The following is a 16,298-nucleotide window of genomic DNA, read 5'->3' as shown; positions in this document are numbered from 1 at the left end:
GCGCGCCTCGAATTTCAACATGGACGAGCGGCTCCCGGCGTTGCCAACTTGATTTATCCACCCCATAAGGATAGGGACAACAGTGGGATGAAGGAATCCGGTAGTATTCCAACTCCCGGAAGAACTCTGTGAAGGAAGCCATGGCGAAAGCTCGGCCCTCAGTCCCCGGGACCATCAACATGGCCCTGATTGCGGTCATCACGACCGTTCTGGTCGCGTTCGGCGCAGTGGACTACCTGCAACAGCGCACCAGCCGCTACCAGGAACTGCACGCAGGCATCGCCTCCCAGGCCGACCAGCTCGCCTCCAGCCTTGCCCTGCCCCTGTGGAACTTCCAGGACGACCAGGCCGTCAAGATCATCGAGAACGCCTTCCGCGAGAGAGCCGTGGTGGCCGTCCTGGTCCGCGACACCATCACCCAGCGCGTGGTGGCGGGCAGAATCCTGGACGCGGACGGCGTGTTGCAGCCAACGGATTCGCCCCCCCTCTACGTGGACCCGCTCTCCTACACCAGCACCATCTCCTTCAATTCCCGCGACATCGGCGAACTGACCGTCTGGGGGACCCCCCGGCACGTGCAGGCCGCCTTGCGCCAGAGCCTGATACGCCAAGCCTTCAGCATAGCCCTGGTCAACGCCGCGCTGGTGGCCCTCCTGTCGCTCATCCTCAACAAGACCGTGGTGCGCCCCCTCAAGGCGGTGGAGACCTACGCCCTGGCTGTCAGCACGCGGGAGAAGGACTCGGTCCAGGTTCCGGGCGGCTTCCTGCTGGCGGAAATCGAGAACCTGCGCGACTCCATCGTGATCATGGTCGAAAAACTGCGGGACCGCTACCAGGCCCTGGAGACCTCCCAGCGCGAACTGGCCGAGGCGGAACGAAGCTACCGCGACCTCTACGAGAACGCGCCCGCAGGCATCTACCGGGCCACCGCCGGGGGACGCATCGTGTCCGCCAACGAGGCCATGGCCCGGATACTGGGCCATGAGAGCCGCGACACGCTCATCGACACCGTGCCCGACATGGACCGCATGACCGGCCAGGAAGGAGCGAGCGTGCAGGAAGTGCTGGCCACCCTGCGGGCCCGCGACGAAATTTCGGACATCAGGATGCGCTTCAGGCGCGCCGACGGCGACATCCGCATCGGCACCCTGCACGCGCGGGGAATCTTCGACGAGACCGGCCAGATGGTTGCCTACGACGCCATCCTGGACGACATCACCGACCGCACCCGCGCCGAGCAGCAGCTCATGGAGGCGCACCAGTTCATCCAGAACATCCTGGACTCCATGCCCTCGCAGGTCATCGGCATCGACGAGGACGGGCTCATCACCCACTACAACACCGCAGCGGCAGCCGCCTCGGTCGCGCCCACCAACTTCATGGTGGGCCACCCGCTGATCCAGGCCTTCCCCAGACTCGCCGCCCACATGGAGCACATCCGCGAGGCCCTGCGCGAAGGAAAGCCCGTATCGCTGGTCAACCAGCCGCACATGTCCGAGGGCCACCTCCGCCAGGAGAACATCCTCATCTTCCCGGTCACGCGCGGCGGGGCTCGCGGGGCGGTCATACGCCTGGACGACGTGACAGACCACGCCAAGATGGAGGAGCTCATCCTCCAGAGCGAGAAGATGATGTCGCTTGGCGGGCTGGCCGCTGGCATGGCCCACGAGATCAACAACCCCCTGGCCGGGATTCTCCAGGGGGTGCAGAACATCATGCGGCGCACCTCGCCGGAGCTCAAACCCAACATCGACGCTGCCAACGAGGCCGGGTGCACCCTGGACTCCGTACGCGCCTACCTGGAAAAACGAGAAATATTCGAATTCCTGGCGGGCATCCGCTCATCCGGCGAACGCGCGGCCAAGATAGTGGCCAACATGCTGAGCTTCACCCGGCGCGCCCAGACATCCCCCTCGCCCAACCGCCTGGACCAGCTCATCGAACGCAGCGTCGAGCTGGCCTCCACGGACTATGACCTGAAAAAGAAGTTCGACTTCAAGCAGGTGGAGATCGTCCGGGAATTCCAGCCGGACATGCCGCCCGTGCCCTGCGCGCCCATGGAGATCGAACAGGTGATCATCAACCTGCTCCGCAACGCCGCCCAGGCCATGGCCTCCCACCCCAAGGAGGGCGCCCAGCCGCGCATCGTGCTGCGCCTTCGCCAGTCCGGCGACATGGCCGAGATCGAGGTGGAGGACAACGGGCCTGGCATCAAGGAGAAAAACCGGCGCAAGGTGTTCGAACCCTTCTACACCACGAAGAAGCCCGGCGAAGGCACGGGGCTCGGCCTGTCCGTGTCCTACTTCATCATAACCCGAAACCACGGCGGCACCATCAGGGTGGAGTCCGAGCCCGGAAAGGGAGCGAAGTTCATCATCCAGCTCCCCCTTCGGGCCTGAGATCCATCACACCCAGCCAACATACCCGGAGCGACCGATCACATGCAGCGAATTGCGTTCCTCATTCTTGCACTGTTCTTCTGGGCGCTTCAGCACCTGTCGTCCCCCCACGCCGCCGCTTTTGCGGCGCCGCTGACCATCCTGACCGAGGAGTTCCCCCCGTACAACTACACCGAGGACGGTCGTGTCCGGGGCATCTCCACGGACGTCCTGCGCCTGATGCTTGCGGAGGCGGGAATGGACGTCCCGGCGGAATCCTTCCAGGTTCTCCCCTGGTCCAGGGCCTACAAGGACGCGCTGTCCCACCCGAACACCCTGCTCTTCTCCGCTACGCGCACCAAGGAGCGCGAAGGGCTGTTCAAGTGGATCGGCCCCATCGCCCCCAACCGCAACGTGCTCCTGGCCAGGAAAGACAGACATCTGGTCATCAGCGACTTTTTGCAGACCCTGCGCCTGCGGGTGGGCGCGATACGAGACGACGCGGGGGAGCAGCTCCTGGTGGCCAGGGGCTACCCGCTGAAGTTGATCGACCTCACCTCGGATGCGCGCTCCAACCTCTTGAAGCTGGAGAATGGCCGCATAGACCTGTTTGCCTACCCGGAGACGGTCTTCAAGTGGCTGGTGGCCCAAAACCGCAGGAACGTGGACGACTACGAGACCGTGTTCGTGCTCCATGAGGGCCACGTCTATTTCGCCGTGAACAAGAACACGCCGGACGAGACCGTGGAGAAGCTTCAGAAGGCCCTGGACGCGCTGAAGGAGTCCGGCAAGGTGCAGGAGATCATCGAGAGCTACCTGCGCTGACCGCCGTGCGGCGGGAGCACGTCCCTCAAGGCCGGGCGGAACGGCCCCCAACCTCACAACAGGGGGCTGGCCCGCAACGCTGCAACACCACCTCCGGGTTCGAGGCCGACTCGGACGCCTCTCTCGTGTTGCGTCCTGGAAATCCGTCCGCACGGATTTTCAGAACAAACAGCTGAAACCATTTATTTAAATCTTGAAATACATATTCGTGTATTTCAAAATCGCGACACTAGGCCGGGCAGGCTCCGCCGCAGTAGTTCTTCACGAACTGCCCGATCTGGGTGGAGAGGTGCACGCACTCCCTGCCCTCCAGGCAGCCCTGGGCGTCAGGGTACTCGACATACGTTTTGAGCTTGTGATCGCCTTTCTCAAGTTCCACCACCCAGGCCTTCTTTTCAGGGTCCTGCGTCACCTTCATGGGCAGGTTGTGCTTTGCGATCTCAGGATAAAAAGACCTGATCTTCGCGGCAAGTTCGTTGGCGTCAATGGACATGGCTGGCCTCCATTATGGATGAAATTGGCCCTTTCTAGCACGCCGGGGTGACCGTGACAACAACCGCCCTGGTTTTCCGGCTTTCCCCTCGACAGCGCCCTATACAAAAAAGCCCCCGCCGCCTGACGGCAACGGGGGCTTATACGATCAGTCCGGGGGGGCGCTTACTCGAAGATCTGGCGCACCTTGGTCAGGGTGAAGTCCTTGAGCGACAGCCCCTCGTTCACCGCGCCCACCAGCTTCAAGGGGCTGGCGTAGCGGTTGTCCGCCCAGGTGAAGGTCAGTACCACCTGGGTGGGCGTGCGCTCCGAGAGCGACACCAGGAGCGGGCGGATGTCCACGGTGCGCGCGCCGCGCTTGGTGACGCTGTACCAGGGGAAGTGGTCCTGGGCGATGAACGCGCGCCACTGGGCCAGACGGGCCGCCGCCTCGTCCTCGGGCAGCAGGTACGTGAGCAGAAACTCCTCGGCCACGGGCTGCGACACCTTCTTGCCCATGCCAAGCTCATCCACGGACAAGACCCGCAACCCTTCGGGCAGCGAGGCGTCCAGGCGTTCGGCAATGGTCTTTCTGTCCCGGGGCTCGCGCAGGAACAGGCCGAACCACTCCTGAAGGCTCTCCACGCCGACCGGCAAGGCCCAGCCGAAGGAGATCATGGGCATGGGATGGAACCCAGCCGAAAACGACGGCTTGAGGCCGGAACGCCTGAGCGCCCGCTCCAGGACGTTGCTCAGCTCAAGCTGACTCAAGTACGCGGCAGGCCCGGTCTTGGAGAACCACACCCGGTAATGCCCGGCCTTGCGGGTGAGCTCCTCGCGGGCCGCGGGCGGCGTATTCAGCGGCCCCTGGCGCGATTCGTCCAGCACGGAGGTCTTCCACTCCGGCTCCTCTAGGTTCAGGCGGGGGCGCACGCCGGGCGCATGCAGCTCGGGCTTTGCGCACAATTCGGAGCAGGCGCCGCACTGGCGGCAGTCGCCGAAGCGGCAGTCCGGGGTGTACTTGCCGGACAAGGCCCGCTCGCGCTCGGTAAGCAGATAAGCCTTGGACACGCCGCAGCGCAGGTGGTCCCAGGGCAGGGGCGCGGCGGTATCGCGCGCATTCAGGTACGCGTGCGGCTCCACGCCGCAGTCCTCGAAGGCCTGCTCCCAGGGGGCCAGCTCAAGCATGTCCACCCAGCTGGCGAACAGCGCGCCCAGCTCGTAGGCCCGCTCGATCACCGGAGCCAGAGCCCGGTCGCCGCGCGAGAACACGCCTTCCAGCCAGCTCATGCCCGGCTCGTGCCAGCGCACCGTGACCTTCTTGAGGTGGTACAGGCGCGAACGGATGAGCCCCAGGCGGCGCTCGGTCTCCTCGCGCCCGATCTGCGCGTCCCACTGGAACGGCGTCTGGGGCTTGGGCACGAAGGTGGACACGGACACCGTCACCTGAAGGCGTTTCGCGCCCGGCGGGGCGCAGCGCAGCACCTTCTGGGCCAGTTCGGCGATGGCTTCCAGGTCCTCGTCGGTCTCGGTGGGCAGCCCGATCATGAAATAGAGCTTGATGGACTGCCAGCCGGCGGCGAACAGCCGCGTGGCGTGGCCCAGGATGTCCTCTTCGGTGATGCCCTTGTTGATGACCGCGCGCAGGCGGTCGCTGCCCGCCTCGGGCGCCACGGTGGCCCCGGTGCGACGCAGCTTGTTCATGAGCGCCAGCATGCGCGGGGTGAGCGTCCCGGCGCGAAGCGAGGGCAGGCTGATGGCCACCTGGTCCGACAGGCAGCGCGTGGCCGACTGCTCGAACAGGCTCTCAAGTGCCGAGAAATCGCCGCTGGAGAGCGACAGGAAGGACATCTCCTCGTACCCGGATGCCGTCAGGCCCGCGTCGGCCAGCTCCGCCAGCTTGGGCAGGCTGCGCTCGCGCACCGGGCGGTAGATCATGCCCGCCTGGCAGAAACGACAGCCGCGCGTGCAGCCGCGCGCGATCTCCAGGCTCAGGCGATCATGCACGGCCTGACCGCAGCTGACCGCAGGCAGCAGCGGGAACGGGGCGTCGTCCAGGTTGGCCACCACGGCCTTCTCCACGTGGTCGTAGCCGGGAACGAGCGGAGTCGTCGCGTCTTCGAAAAATGCGGGCACGTACACGCCCGGCACATCCTTCAGGATCATCAGCTGCCCGCGCCTGTCGAGGCCCTTCCCGCGCATCTCCCCGATGATCTCCAGGATGCGCGGCAAGGACTCTTCACCATCGCCCAGCACCATGGCGTCGATGAACGGGGCCAGCGGTTCGGCGTTGAAGGTGCAGCCGCCGCCCGCCAAAATCAGCGGATGCGAGGCGTCGCGATGCTCTGCCCTGATCGGCAGCCCGGCGAGGTCCAGCATGAAGAGGACGTTGGTGTAGCAGAGCTCGTGCGTCAGGTGGAAGGCCACGGCGTCCATCTGCGCCAAGGGCGTGTCGGACTCCAGGGTGCACAGGGGCGCGCCGTGCTCTCGCATGATGTCGGCGGCGTCCTTGGCCGGGGCGTACACCCGTTCGGCCCAGAACTCCTCGCGACGGTTCACGGCCTCGGCCAGGATTTTCTGGCCCAGGTAGCTCATGCCGACCTCGTAGAGGTCGGGGAATGCGAGCGCGACGCGGACCGAGACCTGCTTGGGGTCTTTACGGACCGCGCCCCATTCGGCCCCGGCGTAGTGGCTGGGTCTGGGAAGAAGGCGCAGGATATGGCGCATGATAAAAAAAGGCCGGACGCGCGCTGGTCGCATCCGGCCTTGAGAAGTTCTACGTTATTTCAGGATGAGGCCCGAGCCGCCCTTGCCGGCGGCGGGAGCCATCTTGTTCAGCATGCTCAGGTCGCGAGCGGAAGAGATGGTCAGGTTCGAGGTGGCCTCGAGGTACTTGTTCTTGAGTTCCTCGGGGAAGCTCTTGAAGGTGTACAGGATGTGCTCGGGCTTGATCGCGCCGCTGATTTCGGTCTCGAACGGATAGCCGAAGGGCAGGAGCACCATCTGCACGCCCTGCTGAGTGGGGACGGTCTGGAGGATGGCCACTTCTTTCAGGCCCTGGGTCTCCTCGTCGAACTTGCCGAGGACGGTCTCCCCGTTGATGATCTTCACCAGGCGGATATCGTAAGGCATATCGGGACTCCTTGGAGGATGAATTCGTAAGAGGAAGGCAAGACGGCTTTAGTTATGTTCGCTGGCGGCAGGTGTCAAGGCGCGGCGGCGTAACGGGGCATGAAGACCGTCAAATGGCAGGGCAGCACATATGTAATCGCTTAAAACAGGATAAAGCTGGACAATGTGTTACAGCTCAAGCATATACAAACCATGGCTTGCCGGACAATTCCGAACAACACCTTACCCAACCAATATGATAAATCCCACTGGAACTATCGGAAACGTTTTAGGCGATGCCCGAGCTGAAACGGACAAACTACTGTCTGATTCGTTTGTTGAGACTCCAGACTTTTTAGCGCTCTCGACTACGAATGATTTTAATTTTGTTGTCGGCAGACGTGGCACCGGCAAGTCAGCCCTTTTTATCAGGTTACAAAAATTTTTCCGAGACAACAGACTCTGGGTTATCAAAGATGCACCCAAAGAATATGAAGCCCTCGAACTGCATGCTACCATTGAGAAAATAACAGACGACTATCGTCAAGCACGCGCCATTGTTCGAATAGCTTGGAGGGTAAGCGCTCTAATCACTATACTTTGCGAAGCAGAAAAACACTACAAGTTTTGCAAAAGCGAAAGCTATGACTACTTGAACAAATTTAAAACCAACCACTCTTCCCTATTAAAATCTTCGACGTTCAAACGATGCACCCAGATAATTCAAACATGCATCAAACCATCAGAAAGCATAGCGCTCATCCCAAGTGTTATTGCTTCTGCGTTTGAGGTTGAACACCTCCAGAAGAACATCAGCGCAGCTCTTGTGCACATTAAGAAACGGATAATTTTTCTTTTCGACAACCTTGATGAAGGCTGGCAACCACGGCGCACTGACTCAGCTGTCCTTGGAGGATTAGCCGCGACAGCAGCGGAATTTAGGGACAGTCAAAGCCCTATTCATGTTTTGCTTTTCATCCGGGACAATACCTTTAGGGCATTGTCCGTATTCGACCAAGACTTTTCTCGACATATAGAGGGGAATACCCTCCGACTTAGATGGAACAAGGACGGCCTATTCCATCTCGTCGCCCTGCGACTCAGGAAGTTTTTTGACATCCATGACATCGAAAACGACACTAAAATATGGAATAGATTTGCAAAGAATGACATCTCATACAAAACAGGATTTGAAAAATGCCTTCAACACACCTTATACAGGCCGCGCGACATACTCGTCCTTTTAAACTGCACATACTCAATAGCATCACGGTCAGGAAGAAAAGAAGTTATCGAATCTGACCTCGACGAGGCGTCTAGACAAATATCCCAAGACAGAATGCAAGACCTCCTCAAAGAATACGAAACCGTATTCCCTGGCCTCGAACTTCTCATACTCCACTTCAAGGGGCACAGCGCTGTACTTGACTACGAAAAGTTCACAATGGAACTTGAAACAATTATATCTGAAAGCACCTTTTCAGACCAAAAAGAAAGCGACTTCGCAATTTTGAGCAACGCGAAGCAAGCGTTCTACGCATTGTTCAGCATTGGCTTCGTAGGTATGCATGACGTGGCAACTAACAACTATATATTCTGCCATGACGGATCACCTGCAACAATTGATGTAACACAACACGACCAGAAAGTTTGCATTCACCCATGCCACTGGAAAGCCTTAAACCTCGAAGTTTCAGACCTACAAGACATTCCTCTCGACCAAATACATGATGATTTAAAAACAGAGAGAAACCCTGCTGTTCAAGACTTTCGAATGAAGCTCATTGGCCAACTCATATCGGAACTACCAAAGACACCACCTGGAAACGAGGGCGCTGCACAATTTGAAGACTGGGTATTTCGTGCAGTTCGTATTCTATTTTCCGGGAAACTTAACAATTTTCAACTCAAGCCGAACAGCAATTCCGTGCAAAGAAGGGATATCGTTGCCACAAACAACGGTGACAAAGGTTTTTGGAGAAGAATCCTTGAAGACTACAGCACTAGACAAGTAACATTTGAAGTGAAAAACTATGAAAAGATTGGCCCTGACGAAGCACGACAGGCCACAAGCTACCTATCTGGACCATATGGTAATTTTATAATAATTGTGACAAGAGGCAAGAACGAGGGACTCACAGAATCTGAGAAGAGTTGGATAAAAGAAATGTGGGATCAGCACAAGAAAATGATATTTACTATTCCATCTGATGCACTTGGACGATGTATTAGCAAACTCAGAAAAAGCACAGAACGATTTGATTACACAGAAGACTTTCTAACAAAAAGACTTGATATATTTGTCAGACACTATCTATCTTTAAAAATAAAGCGCTAACATCCCACATCAATACAAAAAGACACGACATAACGGCACATTTACAGACAAGAAACGACCTTATTTAATCGACACACCGTCTCATATGCTGTGAGCGCCACCTGCGCAGCCGCGTCCCAGCTGAACTCCATGGCCCGCTTGACGCCTTTGGCCTTGAGTTCCCCGCGCAGCGTCGCGTCTCCCTCAAGCCGCGCCATGGCCTCGGCGATGGCCCGGGTATCCAGCGGATCGACCAGCAGCGCCGCGTCCCCGGCCACTTCCGGCAGGCTGGACACGTTGGACGTTATCACCGGCGCGCCCAGGCTCATGGCCTCCAGCACCGGCAGGCCGAAGCCCTCGAACAGCGACGGGTACACGAAGCCCAGGCAGTTGGCGTACAGCCAGGCCAGCTCGGCGTCGTCCACGTAGCCGGTCAGCTTCACCCGGGAGCTCAAGCCCAACTCGTTCACCGTGCGGGCCATGTCCTCCATGAGCCAGCCGCGCCCGCCAGCCAGCACCAGCGGCGTCTTGCCCGGCATTTGGGCCAGCGCCTCGAACAGGGCCTTCTGGTTCTTGCGCGGCTCGATGGTGCCAACGCACAGCCAGAACCCGCCCGGCGTCACGCCCCGCAAACGCTTGGGCGCGCGCATGGGGCTGTCCGCCGTAAAGCGGCTGGCCAGGTGCATGATGGCGGTGCGCTCGCGCGGGTAGTGCGGGTAGATGCGCAGGAAGTGGTCCAGGCTGGCCTTCGAGATGCTGAGAATGAAGTCCGCGCGCAGGCTCGCGCCGAACACGCCCTCCAGGCAGCCCACGCGGTTCTGCTCCGTGGTCCACTGCGGGTTTTCCAAGAATGACAGGTCGTAAAGCGTATAGACCAGCTTGGCTTTGCTGAGGCCCGTGGGGCAGAAAAAATTGTTGGAATGCACGATGTCCGGGTTGCCGAGGCGCGCCTCGAAGTCCGCCGGGGGGTTGCGCCAGAAGGTCTTGCTCTTTTCGAACCAGCGGAACGTCGGCCCCATCGTACAGGCGTTCCCCGGACACGCGCAGGCCTTGGGGTTCGGCTCCCAGTACAGGTCGCCGAAGTGCGGATAGAACACGAACTGCGTGTCGCGCGACGCCAGCGCGTTCACCAGCCCGTAGGCCAGGTAGCCGCAGCCCGCCTTGCCCGCGCCCGTCTGGCTGACGTCGAAGCCTACGCGCATGATGTGGCCGCCATCCGCCCCACTACCTGAGCCACGACTTGACGACGCGCCACAGCGACCCGGAAACGCCCCTGTTCCACCAGACGCTGGCCCCCAGGGTGGCCGCCGCGATCAGCACGGTGGTGTACTTCTTGGCGGGATCGAACCCCATGGTGTCTCGCAGCAGCGTGTGCGCCCAGTTGCACAGCCACTTGTCGGGTACGTAGCCGAGCGAGTCGCGCATCATGTGATTTATCTCGGTGTGCACCTGACGGCGCTGCCCGAGCGTCTTGTTGTCGGGATAGAAGCGCGACCCGGCGAGCTTTCGCCCGATGTAGTCGAAGCGCATCCCGGCAAGCCCCATGCGCAGCCAGAACTCGTAGTCCATGCAGTAGCGCAGGTTCACGTCCGGCAACCCGCACCGCTCGATGACGCGGCGGCGGAAAAACAGCGCGGGCTGGCAGATGAAGCAGACCTCTTCCAGGCGCGTCAGATCAAAGGGCTCGGTGGGATAGTCCTCGATGAAGGAGTCGTCCACGTCGATGTGGTCGGCCATGCCGTACACCACGTCGCACTCGGGATGCGCCTCGAAGTGGTCCATCACGGCTTTCAGCGCGCCGGGGTAGTACACGTCGTCGGAGTTGAGCCAGCCGATCACGTCGCCGGTGGTGACCACGAGCCCCTTGTTCAGGGCGTCGGTCTGGCCCTTGTCCTTCTCGGACACGAAGTGCAGGCGTCCCTCGAAGGCCTTGGCCACGTCGGCGGTCTCGTCGCAGCTGCCGCCGTCCATGATGACGTATTGGAGCACGACGTCCTGGGACAGGACGGACTCGATGGTGCGGCGGATGAAGCGCCCCTGGTTGAACGACGGGGTGATGACGGAAAGCGTTAGCATGTGGAGCTCCCGAGGAAATCGTGGTGGCGCGAGCCCGTGAGCGCGAGCTTCAGGCAGCGTATGCCGGACGCGGAATCGAAGGCAACCTCCAGGCAGCCGCCGTAGGGGCTGGCCAGCTGCCTGATGTCGAAGGTCTGGCCGGGGGCCAGGGTGCGGCGCGGTGCCAGGAGCTTGCCGTTGAGGAAGGCCTCGCAGGTGACGGCGGTCGAGCCGTGGTTTGCGAACCGGGCCTCGATGAACTGCCTGCCCGACGCCGGGCCGAAAGCCGCGAACACGCGGGGCGACACCGCGCCGTCCGGACAGACGCCCTCGCACACCGCGCTCTGTCCGCCCAGGCCGCGCATGGCCTCGTCCAGCAGGTCGATGTAGGCCTGGGCCATGTGTTGCGGCCCGCCAAGCTCTGCCGCGCGGGCGCGCCCCCTGGCGGCGAGGTCTGCGGCAAGGCCGGGCTCGAACTCGATGCGGGCGATGGCCGCGGCCACGTCTTCGGGCTTGCGGGGGTCGAAGTAAAGTACGGCGTCGCCGCCAACTTCGGGCAGGCTGGTGACGTTGGAACACAGCACCGGCACGCCAAGCGACATGGCCTCGGCCACGGGCATGCCGTAGCCCTCGAACAGCGACGGGAAGATGAGCGCCAACGCCCCGCCGGTCAGCGCCCCCAGGTCGTCGTCGGACACGTACCCGGTGAACAGCACGCGCCCGGAAAGGCCCATGGCGGCCACGGCCTGCTTGAGCTCGGCGGCCAGCCCGGTGTCCGCGCCGGTCAAAACCAGCTTGAGCTGGGAGTCCTGGTGCGCGGCCGCGTGCAGCCCGAAGGCCGTGAGCAGCACGGCGTGGTTCTTGTGGGGCCAGAAGTTGGCCGGGAAAATCAGGTATTTGCCGCGCGTGAGGCCGAAGCGGGCAAGGGCGGCCATAATCTCGGCGTCGGGCGGCAGGCACAGGCGCTCCGGCAGGCAGATGTGCACGGTCCGGACCTTCTCGGGCGGCAGGTTGCCGTACTCCAGCACGGTCTGGCGCACGTAGTCCGAGATGCAGGCCAGCCGGGCGCTGCGCTTGGCCGCCAGCTGGAAGGTCTGGTCGCGCCCGCGCGCCTCGGCGTCGGAGAAGAACTGCGGATAGTAATGGTATTGCAGGTCGTAGATGATGGACACCAGCGGGATGTCCTCATGCTGGAAATAGGGCCGGGTGAACGGGCAGAACCAGACGTCGATGGGCCGCTTCAGGAGCTTCTTTGGCGGCTTGGCCTGCCATGTGCGGTCCACGGCGATGGCTGTGAGGTTGGCGCTCTCGATCTCGCGCAGCTCCGGCAGCACGTCCGGGCTGGCCACCAGCACGAAGGTCCAGTCCGGGGCCATGGCCGCCATGGTCTCCAGCAGGTTCAGCGTGAAGACCTTGGCCCCGCCGTTGGCTCCGCCGGGCAGAAGCGGCAGAAGATCAACGGCGACGAGCGGCTTCTCGCCCGGGCGGCGGTCCACGGCCAGACCCGGAACCAGACGGCGCAGCGCCCGCCAGCCCAGGTCCCACCAGCGCCACAGGGTGCGGTTCATCATGAGCATCCGGTCGAACAGGGCCGGGAGCGGCGCTTCGGCCCGAAAGCCAGAGGAAATATCGCGGATGACCGCCTTGAAGTCGTCGTTATTCATGTGGATTATCCGTTGGAGGCGGGCTGGTCGTCCAGATCGAGGCAGCCGGGCAGGAAGGCCGCACGCGCCGTGCCCGGCAGGTTGGCCACGCCGTGATGCGTCAGCTGCACCGGGGCCGTGTCCGTGGTGCGAAAGGTCACGGCCAGACTGCCCACGTTGGAGAGACTTGAGAGCACGGTGTTGCGCCCGTCCAACTCCGGGTGGGTCATCTCGGCGCGCCGCGCGAAATCCGCCGCGCTCATGGCGGTAAGCCCCACGCCGAAGGTGTACTCGGCCACGGCCAGATCGAGCTTCACCTCGTAGACGAAGCGCAGGATGCTCCCGGCGGGGACGAGTTCCGGCACGCGGCAGTCGTACTGGAGGGTGTTCTTGCCGAACACGATGACGCCCTTGTCGCTGATGAGCTCCACCCCGGCCACAGGCACTTCCAGGGGCGCGTCGATGCGGTACTCCACGTAGAAGTGGGCGGTGTCGCCCTGCTCGAAAGCACTCGCCGGTTGGCCGGTGCAGTCCAGCACGGCCACGCGCAGGCACTGGGCGAAGCCTGATTCGGCACGGCCCGCTGCGGAGATATCCAGGAAGGAGGCGTCGCTGGGCCAGAAGTCCTCGCCGCCGAAGCCTTCCACGTCTGCCGGGAGGGCGTCAAATGTGCAGGAGGTGGCCGGAGTGGCCGCAGCCGAGAGCATATAGAGCTTCACCGCGTCCATGGACGGCCCCAAAAACTTCACCTGTCCGCGCTCCAGGTACAGCGCGCGCGTGCAGAACTGGGCCACGTCGTTCATGGCGTGAGACACCAGCACCACGGCCACGCCCTTCTCCATGAGGCTTTGCAGGCGGGCGTAGCACTTCTGGCGGAAAAACACGTCGCCCACGGCCAGGGCCTCGTCCACGATGAGCACCTCGGGCTCCAGGCAGATGGTCACGGCGAAGGCCAGACGCAGGAACATGCCGGAAGAGTAAGTGCGAACGGGCTGGTCGATGTGCGCGCCGATGTCCGCGAAGGCCAGGATCTCGTCCAGGCGCGATTCTGCCACGGCGCGGGGCACGCCAAGCACGGCGGCGTTGATGAACACGTTCTGGCGGCCCGTGAAGTCCGGCTTGAAGCCGCTGCCAAGCTCCAGGAGCGCGGCCACCCGGCCCGGAGTCTCCACGCGCCCCGCAGTCGGCGAGAGCACCCCGGCCAGCACCTGCAGGAGCGTGGACTTGCCCGCGCCGTTTCGCCCGATAATGCCGAAGGCCTCGCCGGGCGCAATGGTGAAGGACACGTCTTTGAGCGCCCAATGCTCCTTGTAATAGGTGCGCCCGCCCACGGCCAGGAGCTGTCGCAGGCGGTCCTGCGGGCGCTTGTACAGGTGGTAGACCTTGCTCAGGCCTTCCACGCAGACCAGATCGCTACAGGACATCCGCGAACACCTTTTTCAGCTGCATGAACCACGCGAAACCGAGAAGCAGAAAGACGACTGCGAACCCCGTCACCAGCGCCAGGGCCGTCCAGTCGGGCTGCTGACCGAGCAGCAGCGTGCGCCGGAAGTGCTCGATCACCACGTGCAAGGGGTTCAGCGCCAGGATCGGCTGGTAGCGCTCCGGCACTGCTGACAGCGGATAGACGATGGGCGTCATGAAGAAAAAAAGCTGCATGAAGGCCGTGATCATATGGCCCACGTCCTTGGCGGCGACCCCGACGGGAGCCAGCCACAAGCCAAGCCCCGCGGCCAGCAGCACCAGCGGCACGTAGCCGAGCGGAGCCAGAAGCACCGTCTCCGGCAGGCCCGCACCGGTGAGCACCCGCGCGGCGCACACCAGCCCAAGCGACAAAAGCGACTGCACGGACAAGGCCAGGGCCACGCTTACCGGCAGCACCTCCAGTGGGAAGACCACCTTTTTGACGAAGTTCACGTTCTCGGCCATCACCGTGGCGCCGCGCGCCGCAGCGCCGGAGACCACCTCGAAGCAGGCCAGCCCGGTGAGCAGCGACAAGGCGAACTCCATGACACCGCCCTGGCCGGAGCCGCTCCAGCTGGTCTTGAACACCGCCGAAAAGACGAAGGTGTACACCCCGAGCGTCACCAGCGGCGTGATCAGGCTCCAGAGCATGCCGAGCTGCGTGCCCTGGTAGCGCCCGGAGAACTCCAGGCGGGTGAATTCGCGCAGAAGTTCGCGACAACGCCCGAAATGGGCGAATACTCCGATGGGAGAGGCCAGGGCCAGGCTCTGGCGGATGGTGGAGGCCAACCCCGCAGGGGGCTGGGCCAGTATGATCTTGCGCATGAACAGACTTGCCTATTCCACAAATTTGGCGCATGTCAACGCGCCGGAGCCACCTTCATGCCACAGGTTTTGCGCGTCGGCATCGACGCTAGCCCCCTGGCCTATCCCTACCGCACCGGCATAGGCCGTTACCTGGAGTGCATCCTGCCGCATCTGGCGGAGGCTGCGGGCGACTCTGCGCGCTTCACCCTTTTCGCCGGGAAGCCGCTGGTGAACCCGGTCGCGCTTGATCTGGTGGCCCAGGGCAAGGCCCGCGCCGTCACCGCCAACGTGCCGTCTCTTTACGCCTGGCAGCAGACGGGCATGCTCCTGCAACGCCTGATGAATCCCCAGGATGTTTTTTTCTCGCCAGACGGTCTTTTTCCGCCGCTCCTGCCCGGCAAGGCCGTGGGCATGTACCACGACGTGCTCTGGCACGCCCACCCGGAAACTCTCGCGTGGCACATCCGCACCGTGTTCACCCTGCGCCACAAGGCGGGCTTGAAGCGCGCCGACCGGGCCATCACCGGCACCCACGCCTCCAGGAACGAGATGCTGCGCGTGTTCGGCAAGGTGGCGAACAAGCTGGAAGTGCTGCCAAGCTACGGCGTGGACATGGCGCATTTTCGCCCCCCGCGCGAGGACGAGGCCCATCTGGCCGACGATTTCCGCGAGCGCATGAACCTGCGCACGCCGTTCCTGCTGACCGCCGGGAACCTCCAGCCCCACAAGAACCTGCGCGTGGTGCCCCAGGCCCTGGATATCTTGCGCAAGCTCGGGCGCGACATCCCGGTGCTGGCCGTGGCCGGTTTCGGCGACCAGGAGGCCCTGAAGGCGTCGCTGCCCGAAGGCTTCCCCGAGGACAAGGTCCGCTGCCTGGGCTACCTGCCCGAGGCCGACCTCTGCCAGGCCTACCGGCTGGCCCTGGCCTACGTTTTCCCGTCGCTTTATGAAGGCTTCGGCCTTCCCGTGGTGGAGGCCCAGTCCAGCGGCGCGCCCGTGATCTACGCCCAGGCCACAAGCCTGCCCGAGGTCTCCGGCGACGCGGGCTTGCCCTTCGATCCGCAGTCGCCCGAAGATCTGGCCGTGAAGATCGCCAGCATCCTGGACGAACCGGACCTGCGCAAGCAGATGGTGGCCAAGGGGTTCGTGCAGTCCTCCAAGTACCGCTGGGACCGCGCGGGCGAAACCCTGTGGCGCGTGCTGCGCGAGGCGGCGGGGAAGTAGGAC

The 16,298-nt window shown here is 62.6% G+C and carries 12 protein-coding genes; 4 read left to right on the top strand and 8 right to left on the bottom strand.

Features of this window, described 5'->3' with window-relative positions; translation table 11 throughout:
• Positions 1 to 179 precede the first annotated feature (179 nt).
• Entirely contained in the window at positions 180 to 2,399 is a 2,220-nt protein-coding gene (locus G453_RS21955; protein WP_205620043.1) for a PAS domain-containing sensor histidine kinase, read from the top strand.
• A gap of 42 nt (positions 2,400 to 2,441) precedes the next feature.
• Positions 2,442 to 3,203, top strand: a complete 762-nt coding sequence (locus tag G453_RS0102565) for a substrate-binding periplasmic protein (RefSeq protein WP_027189783.1) — start codon at positions 2,442 to 2,444, stop codon at positions 3,201 to 3,203.
• Positions 3,204 to 3,432: 229 nt separating this feature from the next.
• On the opposite strand, the gene G453_RS0102560 is transcribed toward G453_RS0102565, so the two are convergent.
• The 3 genes from G453_RS0102560 to G453_RS0102550 form a co-directional block, all read right to left on the bottom strand.
• Complete coding sequence (locus tag G453_RS0102560) at positions 3,433 to 3,696, bottom strand: hypothetical protein (protein ID WP_027189782.1); 264 nt, start codon at positions 3,694 to 3,696, stop codon at positions 3,433 to 3,435.
• A gap of 164 nt (positions 3,697 to 3,860) precedes the next feature.
• Positions 3,861 to 6,401 carry a TIGR03960 family B12-binding radical SAM protein gene (locus G453_RS0102555; protein WP_027189781.1) on the bottom strand — a complete coding sequence of 847 codons (2,541 nt, stop codon included), beginning with the start codon at positions 6,399 to 6,401 and terminating at the stop codon, positions 3,861 to 3,863.
• Between the two features lie 54 nt (positions 6,402 to 6,455).
• Entirely contained in the window at positions 6,456 to 6,806 is a 351-nt protein-coding gene (locus G453_RS0102550; protein ID WP_027189780.1) for a hypothetical protein, read from the bottom strand.
• A gap of 163 nt (positions 6,807 to 6,969) precedes the next feature.
• Between G453_RS0102550 and G453_RS27720 the strand changes: the two genes are divergently transcribed.
• The gene (locus G453_RS27720; RefSeq protein ID WP_156920766.1) at positions 6,970 to 9,123 is read left to right on the top strand and encodes a P-loop ATPase, Sll1717 family; all 2,154 of its coding nucleotides are present in this window, start codon (positions 6,970 to 6,972) and stop codon (positions 9,121 to 9,123) included.
• A gap of 41 nt (positions 9,124 to 9,164) precedes the next feature.
• Here the strand turns inward: G453_RS27720 and G453_RS0102545 are convergent, their stop codons facing one another.
• The 5 genes from G453_RS0102545 to G453_RS0102525 are packed head-to-tail and all read right to left on the bottom strand — an operon-like array spanning position 9,165 to position 15,089.
• A complete protein-coding gene (locus G453_RS0102545) occupies positions 9,165 to 10,304 on the bottom strand; it encodes a glycosyltransferase family 4 protein (protein WP_027189779.1) in 1,140 nt (379 codons plus the stop codon).
• 22 nt (positions 10,305 to 10,326) lie between these two features.
• Positions 10,327 to 11,178: a glycosyltransferase family 2 protein gene (locus tag G453_RS0102540; RefSeq protein ID WP_027189778.1), complete on the bottom strand. Its 852-nt coding sequence runs from the start codon at positions 11,176 to 11,178 to the stop codon at positions 10,327 to 10,329.
• Complete coding sequence (locus G453_RS21950; RefSeq protein WP_051271490.1) at positions 11,172 to 12,821, bottom strand: glycosyltransferase family 4 protein; 1,650 nt, start codon at positions 12,819 to 12,821, stop codon at positions 11,172 to 11,174. Before G453_RS21950 ends, G453_RS0102540 begins: the two co-directional genes overlap by 7 nt.
• A 5-nt stretch (positions 12,822 to 12,826) precedes the next feature.
• Positions 12,827 to 14,224, bottom strand: coding sequence for an ABC transporter ATP-binding protein (locus tag G453_RS21945; protein ID WP_051271484.1), 1,398 nt, complete (start codon positions 14,222 to 14,224; stop codon positions 12,827 to 12,829).
• Positions 14,214 to 15,089, bottom strand: coding sequence for an ABC transporter permease (locus tag G453_RS0102525; protein WP_156920765.1), 876 nt, complete (start codon positions 15,087 to 15,089; stop codon positions 14,214 to 14,216). Before G453_RS0102525 ends, G453_RS21945 begins: the two co-directional genes overlap by 11 nt.
• Before the next feature lie 57 nt (positions 15,090 to 15,146).
• Here G453_RS0102525 and G453_RS28685 point away from each other — a divergent pair, with 57 nt between their 5' ends.
• On the top strand, positions 15,147 to 16,295 hold the full coding sequence (locus G453_RS28685) for a glycosyltransferase family 4 protein (protein ID WP_235731672.1): 1,149 nt from the start codon (positions 15,147 to 15,149) through the stop codon (positions 16,293 to 16,295).
• Positions 16,296 to 16,298 lie beyond the last annotated feature (3 nt).

Source organism: Fundidesulfovibrio putealis DSM 16056 (assembly GCF_000429325.1).
GTDB lineage: Bacteria > Desulfobacterota > Desulfovibrionia > Desulfovibrionales > Desulfovibrionaceae > Fundidesulfovibrio > Fundidesulfovibrio putealis.
The sequence above is the reverse complement of the archived record's forward strand: the minus strand, read 5'-3'. Positions and strand labels throughout refer to the sequence as shown.

Excerpts from the sequence above, each read along its gene's own strand:
- G453_RS21955 (WP_205620043.1), top strand. The coding sequence starts at position 180 with ATGGCCCTGATTGCGGTCATCACGACCGTTCTGGTCGCGTTCGGCGCA.
- G453_RS0102565 (WP_027189783.1), top strand. The coding sequence starts at position 2,442 with ATGCAGCGAATTGCGTTCCTCATTCTTGCACTGTTCTTCTGGGCGCTT.
- G453_RS0102560 (WP_027189782.1), bottom strand. The coding sequence starts at position 3,696 with ATGTCCATTGACGCCAACGAACTTGCCGCGAAGATCAGGTCTTTTTAT.
- G453_RS0102555 (WP_027189781.1), bottom strand. The coding sequence starts at position 6,401 with ATGCGCCATATCCTGCGCCTTCTTCCCAGACCCAGCCACTACGCCGGG.
- G453_RS0102550 (WP_027189780.1), bottom strand. The coding sequence starts at position 6,806 with ATGCCTTACGATATCCGCCTGGTGAAGATCATCAACGGGGAGACCGTC.
- G453_RS27720 (WP_156920766.1), top strand. The coding sequence starts at position 6,970 with ATGTGTTACAGCTCAAGCATATACAAACCATGGCTTGCCGGACAATTC.
- G453_RS0102545 (WP_027189779.1), bottom strand. The coding sequence starts at position 10,304 with ATGCGCGTAGGCTTCGACGTCAGCCAGACGGGCGCGGGCAAGGCGGGC.
- G453_RS0102540 (WP_027189778.1), bottom strand. The coding sequence starts at position 11,178 with ATGCTAACGCTTTCCGTCATCACCCCGTCGTTCAACCAGGGGCGCTTC.
- G453_RS21950 (WP_051271490.1), bottom strand. The coding sequence starts at position 12,821 with ATGAATAACGACGACTTCAAGGCGGTCATCCGCGATATTTCCTCTGGC.
- G453_RS21945 (WP_051271484.1), bottom strand. The coding sequence starts at position 14,224 with ATGTCCTGTAGCGATCTGGTCTGCGTGGAAGGCCTGAGCAAGGTCTAC.
- G453_RS0102525 (WP_156920765.1), bottom strand. The coding sequence starts at position 15,089 with ATGCGCAAGATCATACTGGCCCAGCCCCCTGCGGGGTTGGCCTCCACC.
- G453_RS28685 (WP_235731672.1), top strand. The coding sequence starts at position 15,147 with ATGCCACAGGTTTTGCGCGTCGGCATCGACGCTAGCCCCCTGGCCTAT.